The organism is Vibrio sp. 1727 (assembly GCF_033344415.1).
GTDB classification, from domain to species: domain Bacteria; phylum Pseudomonadota; class Gammaproteobacteria; order Enterobacterales; family Vibrionaceae; genus Vibrio; species Vibrio alginolyticus.
In genome coordinates this window covers 38,772-50,707 of record NZ_JAWPOT010000022.1, presented here as the reverse complement: position 1 = coordinate 50,707, position 11,936 = coordinate 38,772, and the positions used below count along the sequence as shown (strand labels likewise).

Annotated in this window: 13 protein-coding genes; all 13 read left to right on the top strand. The window is 45.9% G+C overall.

Annotated elements, in window-relative coordinates:
* Positions 1 to 55: 55 nt before the first annotated feature.
* The 13 genes from mnmE (at position 56) to atpG (ending at position 11,921) form a co-directional block, all read left to right on the top strand.
* Positions 56 to 1,417 carry a tRNA uridine-5-carboxymethylaminomethyl(34) synthesis GTPase MnmE gene (gene mnmE, locus R8O10_RS19290; protein WP_005383836.1) on the top strand — a complete coding sequence of 454 codons (1,362 nt, stop codon included), beginning with the start codon at positions 56 to 58 and terminating at the stop codon, positions 1,415 to 1,417.
* 100 nt (positions 1,418 to 1,517) lie between these two features.
* Entirely contained in the window at positions 1,518 to 1,952 is a 435-nt protein-coding gene (gene mioC / locus R8O10_RS19285; RefSeq protein ID WP_318146244.1) for an FMN-binding protein MioC, read from the top strand.
* Positions 1,953 to 2,429: 477 nt separating this feature from the next.
* Complete coding sequence (mnmG, locus tag R8O10_RS19280) at positions 2,430 to 4,325, top strand: tRNA uridine-5-carboxymethylaminomethyl(34) synthesis enzyme MnmG (protein ID WP_318146243.1); 1,896 nt, start codon at positions 2,430 to 2,432, stop codon at positions 4,323 to 4,325.
* Positions 4,325 to 4,960, top strand: a complete 636-nt coding sequence (gene rsmG, locus R8O10_RS19275; RefSeq protein WP_206225441.1) for a 16S rRNA (guanine(527)-N(7))-methyltransferase RsmG — start codon at positions 4,325 to 4,327, stop codon at positions 4,958 to 4,960. Before mnmG ends, rsmG begins: the two co-directional genes overlap by 1 nt.
* A 10-nt stretch (positions 4,961 to 4,970) precedes the next feature.
* Positions 4,971 to 5,744, top strand: a complete 774-nt coding sequence (locus tag R8O10_RS19270; RefSeq protein ID WP_005383838.1) for a ParA family protein — start codon at positions 4,971 to 4,973, stop codon at positions 5,742 to 5,744.
* 24 nt (positions 5,745 to 5,768) lie between these two features.
* A complete protein-coding gene (locus R8O10_RS19265) occupies positions 5,769 to 6,650 on the top strand; it encodes a ParB/RepB/Spo0J family partition protein (RefSeq protein WP_005383840.1) in 882 nt (293 codons plus the stop codon).
* A 189-nt stretch (positions 6,651 to 6,839) separates the two neighbouring features.
* Complete coding sequence (locus R8O10_RS19260; RefSeq protein WP_318146242.1) at positions 6,840 to 7,229, top strand: F0F1 ATP synthase subunit I; 390 nt, start codon at positions 6,840 to 6,842, stop codon at positions 7,227 to 7,229.
* 8 nt (positions 7,230 to 7,237) lie between these two features.
* On the top strand, positions 7,238 to 8,050 hold the full coding sequence (gene atpB, locus R8O10_RS19255) for a F0F1 ATP synthase subunit A (RefSeq protein WP_005378922.1): 813 nt from the start codon (positions 7,238 to 7,240) through the stop codon (positions 8,048 to 8,050).
* Between the two features lie 57 nt (positions 8,051 to 8,107).
* Positions 8,108 to 8,362 (top strand): F0F1 ATP synthase subunit C, encoded by a 255-nt coding sequence (gene atpE, locus R8O10_RS19250; RefSeq protein WP_002540812.1) that lies wholly within the window; start codon positions 8,108 to 8,110, stop codon positions 8,360 to 8,362.
* A gap of 74 nt (positions 8,363 to 8,436) precedes the next feature.
* On the top strand, positions 8,437 to 8,907 hold the full coding sequence (gene atpF / locus R8O10_RS19245) for a F0F1 ATP synthase subunit B (protein WP_005378929.1): 471 nt from the start codon (positions 8,437 to 8,439) through the stop codon (positions 8,905 to 8,907).
* 14 nt (positions 8,908 to 8,921) lie between these two features.
* Positions 8,922 to 9,455 carry a F0F1 ATP synthase subunit delta gene (gene atpH, locus R8O10_RS19240; protein ID WP_017635596.1) on the top strand — a complete coding sequence of 178 codons (534 nt, stop codon included), beginning with the start codon at positions 8,922 to 8,924 and terminating at the stop codon, positions 9,453 to 9,455.
* A gap of 13 nt (positions 9,456 to 9,468) precedes the next feature.
* Positions 9,469 to 11,010, top strand: coding sequence for a F0F1 ATP synthase subunit alpha (atpA, locus tag R8O10_RS19235; protein ID WP_005378931.1), 1,542 nt, complete (start codon positions 9,469 to 9,471; stop codon positions 11,008 to 11,010).
* A 44-nt stretch (positions 11,011 to 11,054) separates the two neighbouring features.
* Positions 11,055 to 11,921, top strand: a complete 867-nt coding sequence (atpG, locus tag R8O10_RS19230) for a F0F1 ATP synthase subunit gamma (protein ID WP_005378932.1) — start codon at positions 11,055 to 11,057, stop codon at positions 11,919 to 11,921.
* The last annotated feature ends 15 nt before the right edge of the window (positions 11,922 to 11,936 follow it).

Sequence of the window (11,936 nt, the reverse complement as noted above, 5' to 3'; positions counted from 1 at the left end):
AATTGTGATGGCTCCCTAGGTATCTTCCCTATAGCCCAGCTCAAAAGGCAAAATTATGACTACAGATACGATTGTCGCTCAAGCGACCGCGCCTGGTCGTGGCGGTGTCGGTATTATTCGAGTTTCTGGCCCTAAAGCCAACCAAGTGGCGTTAGAAGTCACTGGCAAAACACTAAAGCCCCGCTACGCAGAGTACCTGCCGTTTAAGTCAGAAGATGGCACTGTGCTTGATCAGGGCATCGCACTGTACTTCCCTAACCCACACTCATTTACCGGTGAAGACGTACTTGAGCTGCAAGGCCATGGCGGCCCTGTCGTGATGGATATGCTGATAAAACGCATTCTAGGTATAGATGGTATTCGAGCTGCTCGCCCTGGTGAGTTCTCTGAACGCGCATTTCTGAACGATAAACTCGACCTCGCTCAAGCCGAGGCGATCGCAGACCTCATTGATGCCAGTTCTGAAGAAGCAGCAAAATCGGCACTGCAATCCTTACAGGGCGCATTTTCAGGCCGCATTAATACCTTAGTTGAGTCGCTGATTCATTTGCGTATCTATGTTGAAGCAGCCATCGACTTCCCTGAAGAAGAGATCGACTTTTTGGCCGACGGTAAAGTGGCTGGTGACCTACAAGCCATCATCGACAACCTAGATGCGGTGCGCAAAGAAGCTAACCAAGGCGCTATTATGCGTGAAGGGATGAAAGTCGTGATTGCGGGTCGTCCAAATGCGGGCAAATCAAGCCTACTGAACGCGCTATCGGGTAAAGAATCTGCAATCGTAACCGACATCGCAGGAACCACGCGTGATGTACTGCGTGAGCATATCCATATTGATGGCATGCCACTACACATCATTGATACAGCAGGTTTGCGTGATGCTTCCGATGAAGTAGAGAAAATCGGTATCGAACGCGCGTGGGATGAAATAGCCCAAGCAGACCGCGTGTTGTTCATGGTGGATGGCACGACAACCGATGCCACCGATCCGAAAGATATCTGGCCAGATTTTGTGGATCGCCTACCAGACAACATTGGCATAACTGTGATCCGTAATAAAGCGGATCAAACGGGTGAAGATATGGGGATCTGCCACGTCAATAACCCTACTCTTATCCGTTTGTCAGCGAAGACTGGTGCAGGGGTTGAAGCTCTGCGCGATCATCTCAAGGAGTGTATGGGCTTCTCTGGCAACAGTGAAGGTGGGTTTATGGCTCGTCGTCGTCATCTCGATGCATTAGAACGTGCCGCACAGCACCTTCAAATAGGCCAGGAGCAGCTTGAAGGCTATATGGCAGGTGAAATATTGGCTGAAGAGCTACGTATCACCCAACAACATCTCAATGAGATTACCGGTGAGTTCAGTTCTGACGACTTACTGGGACGAATCTTCTCTTCATTCTGTATAGGGAAGTAAATAATCGAACGCGCGGTGCTGAGCTTAACTCACACCGCGTTTCTTTTTGTACGGCAAGCCATCCATGAGCTTTAGCCGTCGCATTCAATAAGGAAGAAGTATGATCCACATTATTACAGGCAGCACGTTAGGTGGCGCAGAATACGTAGGGGATCACCTGAGTGATCTACTCAACGAGAATGGATTTGAAACAACGATCCACAACCAGCCTTCCCTCAGTGATATCGAAAATCAAGGTACGTGGTTGGTGATCACCTCTACACATGGAGCTGGTGAGTATCCTGATAATATCCAACCTTTTATCGCAGCATTACAAAATACACCGCCAAAAATGACTGATGTAAAATTTGCGGTGATTGCGATTGGTGACTCTAGCTACGATACGTTCTGTGCCGCTGGTCAACACGCTTATGATTTATTAGAGGATATTGGTGCAACCCCTCTCACAGATTGCTTTAAAATCGATGTACTGAGCCATGATGTGCCAGAAGACGCCGCAGAGATGTGGTTAAAAGAGAATATCGAACGTTTTTAAACTCACGACTTTCCCTTCAACAGAGTCGAAATTCGGCTCTGTTTTCTCCCATGTGAATAACTCCCACCAAATTATTTTGTTTAACCGCTCAAAAACTAACCAAACAGACTGTGGATAACTACAATAAGATCCAGTGATTTTCCTTTAGTTATCCCAATAACAACTTTGATCAATTTTACCTCCTGTGTATAACTACCACTTTTGATCCCAGGTAATCCTCGATCTGATCCAATCATGATCACAAGATATGATCCAAAGAAGATCCATGATCTTGTTGATCATTTTTAGGTTATCCACAGAAACGGTCGATCCTAATAGTAGATCTAATAAAAGATCATATATATAGATCTTATATATATTTATCTTGAAGCTTAAAACGGATAAAACGAGAAAACGTTTTTCTCTCTGGCATAAAGCAGGTAAAATACGGCTCCTTTATCTGTCCATTAAATCCCTTTGAATACCTGAGGTCAGTTCATGCTTTATCACGAAAACTTTGACGTCATTGTTGTCGGTGGCGGACACGCAGGAACGGAAGCCGCGCTCGCATCTGCACGCACAGGACAAAAAACGCTTCTCCTTACCCATAACATCGATACATTAGGCCAGATGTCTTGTAATCCGGCGATCGGTGGTATTGGTAAAGGTCACTTAGTAAAAGAAGTAGATGCTATGGGCGGTTTGATGGCTGAAGCCATCGACCATGCAGGTATTCAGTTTCGTACACTAAATGCCTCCAAAGGTCCTGCAGTACGAGCAACTCGAGCTCAAGCCGATCGCGCTCTGTACAAAGCGTACGTTCGTAATGCATTAGAAAATGCGCCTAACTTAACGTTGTTCCAGCAGTCAGTTGATGATCTGATTGTTGAACAAGATCGCGCAGTTGGTGTGGTAACTCAAATGGGACTTCGCTTCCATGCGAAAGCCGTTGTGCTAACCGTGGGTACCTTCCTTGGTGGTAAGATCCACATAGGTATGGAAAGCTCGTCTGGTGGTCGTGCCGGGGATCCACCATCGATCGCATTAGCGGATCGACTGCGTGAACTGCCGTTCCGTGTGGATCGTTTAAAAACAGGTACTCCACCGCGCATTGATGCTCGTACAGTTGATTTTTCAGTGCTAGAAGCTCAGCACGGTGATAACCCAACGCCTGTATTCTCGTTCATGGGCAAACGTGAACAGCATCCGCGTCAGATTCCATGTTTCATTACCCACACCAATGAACAAACTCACGATGTGATCCGTAGTAACTTGGGTCGCAGTCCAATGTACGCAGGTGTGATTGAAGGTATTGGTCCTCGTTACTGTCCGTCTATTGAAGACAAAGTGATGCGTTTCGCTGACAAAAACAGCCACCAAATCTTCATTGAGCCAGAAGGCCTAACCACGCACGAGTTATACCCTAATGGTATCTCGACCAGCTTGCCATTTGATGTGCAAGTACAAATCGTGCGCTCAATGAAAGGGTTTGAAAATGCACACATCGTTCGCCCAGGTTATGCGATTGAATACGATTTCTTCGATCCACGTGATTTGAAGCAAACGTACGAGACGAAGTTCATCCATGGTTTGTTCTTTGCTGGCCAGATTAATGGTACGACTGGCTACGAAGAAGCCGCAGCGCAAGGCTTGATGGCGGGCCTAAACGCAAGCTTGTTTAGCCAAGACAAAGAAGGCTGGAGCCCACGTCGTGACCAAGCTTACATGGGCGTGTTGATTGATGACTTATCGACCATGGGTACCAAAGAGCCGTACCGCATGTTCACTTCTCGTGCGGAATACCGCCTGCTACTTCGTGAAGATAATGCCGATTTGCGTTTAACGGAAAAAGCGCGCGAGCTAGGCTTGATTGATGATGTTCGTTGGGCTCGCTTTAACGAGAAAATCAACAATATGGAAACGGAGCGTCAGCGTTTGAAAGCAACGTGGATGAATCCGAAGTCAGAGGGTGTTGATGAGTTGAACAAGCTGCTGAAAACCCCAATGGCCCGTGAAGCGAGTGGTGAGGATCTTCTGCGTCGTCCAGAGATCACTTATTCGCAACTGACGCAACTTGAAGCGTTTGCTCCTGCTCTTGAAGATCAGCAAGCGGCTGAGCAAGTTGAAATTCAAGTGAAATACGATGGTTACATCAAGCGTCAGCAGGAAGAGATCGAAAAATCACTGCGTCACGAAAATACCAAGTTACCTGCTGATTTGGATTACCGCGATGTAAAAGGTTTATCAAACGAAGTCGTTGCTAAACTGAGCGAGGCCAAACCAGAGAGCATCGGTATTGCATCACGCATTTCTGGTATTACGCCTGCTGCAATTTCTATTCTACTTGTTCACTTGAAAAAGCATGGTTTGCTGAAGAAAGGTGAGGAAGAATAATGAGCGCATTGCGAACAAAGCTGGATTCACTGATCGCGAAAACAGATTTGGAAGTGTCAGAACAGCAACGAGAGCAGTTAGTTGGTTATGTCGAACTGCTCGACAAATGGAACAAAGCGTACAATTTAACATCGGTACGTGATCCGCTTGATATGTTAGTGAAACATATTCTTGATAGTATCGTTGTAAGCGCACACCTGCCCGGTGAGCGCTTCATTGATGTTGGTACTGGTCCGGGGTTACCGGGCATCCCTTTGGCAATCATGAACCCTGAGAAAACCTTCTTTTTGCTCGACAGTCTTGGCAAACGCATCCGTTTTATCAAGCAAGTTGTGCACACATTAGGGCTGAAAAACGTGACACCAATTCAAAGTCGTGTCGAAGAATTCCAACCTGAAGAAAAATTTGATGGCGTTTTGAGTCGAGCTTTTGCTTCAATGATAGACATGGTGGAATGGTGCCACCATTTGCCGAAACAAGAGCACGGGGTGTTTCTAGCGCTGAAAGGACAGCACCCTAAAGATGAAATGGATCAGCTTCCTGAATGGTGCAGTGTGACAGAGATCATATCTTTGGCTGTTCCTGAGTTGGAAGGTGATCGTCATCTAGTAATCTTATCGCGCAAGGGAAATTAGCGAGGTAATCGTGGGTAAAATTGTAGCAATCGCCAACCAGAAAGGTGGGGTCGGCAAAACAACAACGTGCATTAACTTAGCGGCTTCGATGGCGGCAACAAAGCGCAAGGTTTTGGTGATCGATCTCGACCCGCAAGGCAATGCTACGATGGCCAGTGGCGTGGATAAGTATATGGTCGACGCCACCGCATACGATCTTTTGGTCGAAGATACACCGTTCGATCAAGTCGTTTGTACCCAAACAACAGGGAAGTATGATTTGATCGCGGCGAACGGCGACGTCACCGCGGCAGAAATCAAATTGATGGAAGTTTTCGCTCGTGAAGTGCGTCTAAAAAATGCATTGTCCTCAGTTCGCGATAACTATGATTTCATCTTTATTGATTGTCCTCCTTCTCTAAACCTTCTTACAATCAATGCGATGGCGGCAGCTGACTCTGTGCTGGTGCCGATGCAATGTGAATACTTTGCGTTAGAAGGTTTAACTGCTCTTATGGATACAATCAGCAAGTTAGCGGCTGTTGTGAATGAAAACCTCAAAATCGAAGGTTTATTGCGTACCATGTACGACCCACGCAACCGCTTATCGAATGAAGTATCCGATCAACTTAAAAAACACTTTGGCAATAAAGTTTACCGTACTGTCATTCCGCGTAATGTTCGTTTGGCTGAAGCGCCAAGTCACGGTAAGCCTGCAATGTACTACGATAAGTACTCCGCAGGTGCCAAAGCGTATCTTGCTCTAGCGGGCGAAATGCTCCGCCGCGAAGAAATCCCAGTTTAACTCTAACCTAAGGAATTCAATCCCATGTCTAAGCGTGGTCTCGGAAAAGGACTAGATGCGTTATTGTCGACCAGTTCGTTTGCTCGTGAAAAACAGCATATTGCATCGCATAGCCAAGAATTATCGGCAGACGGTGAGTTAACCGATTTAGCGATTGGTCAATTGCAGCCGGGCGTATACCAACCGCGTAAAGATATGGCGCCTGAAGCGCTAGAAGAACTAGCGGCTTCGATTCAATCACAAGGCATTATTCAACCAATCGTGGTTCGCCAGGTCGAAAATGGTCAGTTTGAGATCATCGCAGGTGAGCGCCGCTGGCGTGCTGCAAGGCAGGCGGGTTTAAAACGCGTGCCGTGTTTGGTGAAAAAAGTTGAAGATCGTGCCGCCATCGCCATGGCGTTGATTGAAAACATTCAACGTGAAGACTTGAATGTGATTGAGGAAGCCCAAGCGCTTGAGCGTCTACAAGATGAATTCACGCTGACACATCAGCAAGTGGCCGATGTGATTGGTAAATCAAGAACGACGGTGAGTAACCTATTACGTCTGAATCAGTTGGAAGTTGATGTAAAAGGTCTGGTTGCAGATAAAAAATTGGAAATGGGTCATGCTCGAGCTCTGTTAGCGTTAGAAGGCGAACAGCAAGTCGAAGTAGCTCAACAAGTGGCTAAGAAGCAAATGACTGTTCGCCAAACCGAACAGTTAGTAAAAAAGTGCTTAGCCCCACAAAATGAGCAAAAAGGGCAACAAGAGGATACCGAAGCCGAGCAAATGTCGCATAAATTGAGTCAGCTGCTTGATGCAAAAGTTTCTCTTACCCGTTCTGCAAACGGAAAAGCGAAATTGACGATAAGTCTTGATGAGCCTCACAAATTGGACCAACTAATTGCCAAGCTTGAGGCCTAGATGAGATAATTGATTTAGGTCAATTAATCTAATTAATCGAATTTTGTGCGAAAGTTGTCGTTTTGTAAACAAAACTGTAAGTTTTTGATGCAATCGAATTGCTTTACGTTGAACTGAACGTATAATTTTCGCCAATTTCCCAGCACAGAGAGTTAAGTGCGAAGTGGATATTACTAGAGGTACGAATACATGGTAGCTGCGTTAGCTAGACCAGGACGAGAGCTCGCAAGGCAATTGTTAATGATCCAGTTTGGCGCGGTTATTTTTGTGGCAGCAGGAATGGCGGTAGCCATAAATCCTGACTGGGGATTTTCAGCGCTGATTGGCGGAGGCATTTTTGTTGTTGCCAATGCAGTATTCGCGCTGTGTGCTTTCATGTTTAGTGGAGCTCGCGCTGCCAAGCGCATCGCTGCTTCCTTCTATACGGGTGAAGTACTGAAAATTCTCATCACGGTTGCACAGTTCTATGTTGCCTACATGTATATGCAGGTGGAACTTGTTCCCCTCAAACTAACCTATTTGCTGGTACTAGGTATTAATATCTGTGCACCAGTGCTATTCATTAACAACAAAAAATAGGATGAGTTATGGCTGCGCCAGGTGAAGCGCTAACATCGTCCGGTTACATTGCCCACCACCTTTCTAACCTATCGCTATACAAGTTGGGTTTAGTAGGGTCGGAGACAAGTTTCTGGAACGTACATATCGATAGCCTGTTTTTTTCTTGGTTTACTGGTTTAATTTTCCTCGGAATTTTTTACAAAGTAGCAAAGAGAACAACAGCGGGTGTACCGGGTAAGCTTCAGTGTGCTGTAGAAATGATCGTTGAATTTGTCGCCGATAACGTCAAAGACACGTTCCATGGACGCAACCCACTGATCGCGCCTTTAGCACTGACTATCTTTTGTTGGGTATTTTTGATGAACGTGATGGACTTAGTTCCTATCGACTTCTTACCATACCCAGCAGAGCATTGGCTAGGTATTCCTTACCTTAAGGTTGTACCGTCTGCTGATGTGAATATCACCATGGCTATGGCTCTAGGCGTTTTTGCATTGATGATTTACTACAGCATCAAAGTAAAAGGTCTAGGTGGATTCGCAAAAGAACTTGCACTACATCCATTCAATCACCCACTGATGATTCCGTTTAACCTACTAATTGAAGTGGTATCGCTATTAGCGAAACCTCTATCACTTGGTATGCGTCTATTCGGTAACATGTTCGCGGGTGAGGTTGTATTCATTCTTTGTGCGGCAATGCTACCATGGTACTTACAATGGATGGGTTCACTACCGTGGGCAATCTTCCATATCTTGGTTATTACGATTCAAGCCTTCGTATTCATGATGTTGACAATTGTTTACCTGTCAATGGCACACGAAGATCCTGATCATTAATTTTTTTAAAGCTTTTTATTTGGGCACTAAGCCAACAACTATAAATTGGAGATAGTAATGGAAACTTTACTGAGCTTTTCTGCAATCGCCGTAGGTATTATCGTCGGTCTTGCTTCTCTTGGTACAGCGATTGGTTTCGCACTGCTAGGTGGTAAATTCCTAGAAGGTGCTGCACGTCAACCAGAAATGGCTCCTATGCTACAAGTTAAGATGTTCATCATCGCGGGTCTACTTGATGCGGTTCCAATGATCGGTATCGTAATCGCGCTACTATTCACTTTCGCAAACCCATTCGTTGGTCAACTAGGTTAATCACCTTTAACTCGGGACGGGCGATTATCGCTTGTCACTGATTAACACTAAGTCCAAATAGAGGGGTAGCTGTTGTGAACATAAACGCAACTCTGCTAGGTCAAGCAATCTCGTTCGCACTATTTGTGTGGTTCTGCATGAAGTATGTATGGCCACCATTGATGCAAGCGATCGAAGAGCGTCAGAAGAAAATTGCTGATGGTCTTCAAGCAGCAGAACGTGCTGCGAAAGACTTGGATCTAGCACAAGCCAACGCTTCTGATCAATTGAAAGAAGCGAAGCGCACAGCAACTGAGATCATCGAACAAGCGAACAAGCGTAAGTCTCAAATTCTTGATGAAGCTCGCGAGGAAGCTCAGGCAGAACGCCAGAAAATCCTAGCGCAAGCAGAAGCAGAACTTGAAGCTGAACGCAATCGTGCACGCGATGAGCTGCGCAAACAAGTTGCTACTCTGGCTGTAGCTGGTGCTGAGAAAATCCTTGAGCGTTCTATCGATAAAGATGCGCAAAAAGATATTCTCGACAACATTACTGCAAAACTTTAAGTCTGGGGGCGCATATGTCTGATTTGACTACTATCGCACGCCCCTATGCTAAAGCAGCCTTCGACTTTGCTTTAGAGAAAGACCAGTTGGACCAATGGGGCCAAATGTTATCTTTTGCTGCTGAAGTGGCCAAAAACGAACAAATGAACGAACTACTAACGGGTTCGGTTTCTGCTGACAAAATGGCAGAAATTTTTGTTGCAGTTTGCGGCGAACAAGTTGATGCGCACGGTCAAAACCTTTTGAAGGTAATGGCTGAGAATGGTCGTTTAGCGGCCCTTCCTGATGTTTGCACGGAGTTTTTTACTCTGAAAAAAGAACATGAGAAAGAAATTGATGTTGAAGTAATTTCAGCAACAGAGCTTTCTGATGAACAACTTGCAAACATTGGCAGCAAACTTGAAAAGCGTCTTGAACGCAAAGTGAAGCTGAATTGCAGTGTAGATGAGACCCTACTTGGTGGGGTTATTATTCGAGCCGGAGACCTAGTCATCGATGACTCAGCGCGTGGTCGTTTGAACCGCCTGAGCGATGCATTGCAGTCTTAATGGGGATTGGAGCATGCAACTTAATTCCACGGAAATTAGCGATCTGATCAAACAACGTATCGAATCTTTCGAAGTTGTTAGTGAAGCTCGCAACGAGGGTACTATCGTATCGGTAAGCGATGGTATCATCCGCATCCACGGCCTAGCGGACGTGATGCAAGGTGAAATGATTGAATTACCGGGTGGCCGTTATGCACTGGCACTTAACCTTGAGCGTGACTCGGTTGGTGCGGTTGTAATGGGCCCATATGCTGACCTTAAGGAAGGCATGAAAGTTACAGGTACTGGCCGCATTCTTGAAGTGCCAGTTGGTCCAGAACTGCTAGGCCGCGTAGTAAATACGCTGGGTGAGCCTATCGACGGTAAAGGTCCAATCGAAGCGAAAATGACTTCGCCTGTAGAAGTGATCGCACCAGGTGTAATCGACCGTAAATCGGTAGACCAACCTGTGCAAACTGGTTATAAGTCAGTTGACTCAATGATCCCAATCGGTCGTGGTCAGCGTGAGCTTATCATCGGTGACCGTCAGATTGGTAAAACAGCACTGGCGATCGACGCGATCATCAACCAGAAAGACTCTGGTATTTTCTCTATCTACGTAGCAATCGGTCAGAAAGCATCGACTATCGCTAACGTTGTTCGCAAACTAGAAGAGCACGGCGCACTACAAAATACTATTGTTGTAGTTGCATCAGCTTCTGAATCTGCAGCGCTTCAATACCTAGCGCCTTACGCAGGTTGTGCGATGGGTGAATACTTCCGCGATCGCGGTGAAGACGCACTGATTGTTTACGATGATCTATCTAAGCAAGCGGTAGCTTACCGTCAGATCTCTCTACTACTTAAACGTCCACCAGGCCGTGAGGCATTCCCAGGTGACGTATTCTACTTACACTCGCGTCTACTAGAGCGTGCAGCTCGTGTAAACGAAGAGTACGTAGAGCGTTTCACTAACGGTGAAGTGAAAGGTAAGACTGGTTCTTTGACTGCTCTTCCTATCATCGAAACTCAAGCAGGTGACGTTTCAGCATTCGTACCGACTAACGTAATCTCGATTACCGATGGTCAGATCTTCCTACAAACTGAGCTATTCAACGCTGGTGTTCGTCCTGCTGTTGACCCAGGTATCTCAGTATCTCGTGTAGGTGGTTCAGCTCAGACGAAAATCATCAAGAAACTATCAGGTGGTATCCGTACAGCACTAGCTGCATACCGTGAACTAGCGGCATTTGCTCAGTTCTCTTCTGACCTTGATGACGCAACGAAGAAACAGCTAGACCATGGTCAAAAAGTTACAGAACTAATGAAGCAGAAGCAGTATGCTCCAATGTCTGTATTTGACCAAGCTCTAACTATCTTCGCGGCAGAGCGCGGTTACCTTGATGATGTAGAACTTAACAAAGTTCTAGATTTCGAGGCGGCTCTACTATCGTACGCTCGCGGTCAATACGCTGAACTAGCAGCTGAGATCGACAAGTCTGGCGCTTACAACGATGAAATCGAAGCTCAGTTGAAGAAACTGACTGACGACTTCAAAGCAACCCAAACTTGGTAATTAGGTCGGTGGCAGTTTCTGCCACCAACTAACGGAGAGTAACGATGGCCGGCGCAAAAGAGATACGTAATAAAATCGGTAGTGTTAAAAGCACTCAGAAAATTACGAAAGCGATGGAAATGGTAGCAGCTTCAAAAATGCGTCGTTCTCAAGATGCAATGGAAGCTTCTCGTCCATACGCTGAAACAATGCGTAAAGTGATCGGTCATGTGGCTAACGCAAACCTAGAGTACCGTCATCCGTACCTAGAAGAGCGTGAAGCTAAACGTGTTGGTTACATCATCGTTTCGACAGACCGTGGTCTGTGTGGTGGTTTGAATATTAACGTGTTCAAAAAAGCCGTTACAGACATGCAAGCATGGAGAGAGAAAGGTGCTGAGATTGAGCTAGCCGTTGTTGGCTCAAAAGCAACAGCTTTCTTTAAACATGGTGGCGCAAAAGTTGCGGCACAGGTTTCTGGTCTTGGAGATAATCCAAGCCTACAAGACCTAATCGGCTCTGTTGGCGTAATGCTGAAGAAATACGATGAAGGTGAACTGGACCGTCTATATGTAGTATTCAATAAGTTTGTTAATACTATGGTTCAGCAACCAACGATCGATCAATTGCTACCTTTGCCTAAATCGGACAGCGAAGAGATGCAGCGTGAGCATTCATGGGACTACATCTATGAGCCTGAACCAAAACCTCTACTGGATACGCTATTAGTGCGTTACGTAGAGTCTCAGGTATACCAAGGTGTGGTTGAGAACCTTGCTTGTGAGCAAGCGGCTCGAATGATTGCGATGAAGGCTGCAACGGATAACGCAACCAGTTTGATTGACGATTTGGAACTTGTGTACAACAAAGCCCGTCAGGCTGCGATTACACAAGAACTATCAGAAATCGTTGGTGGTGCAGCTGCGGTTTAAGCTTAGGTAAAACGA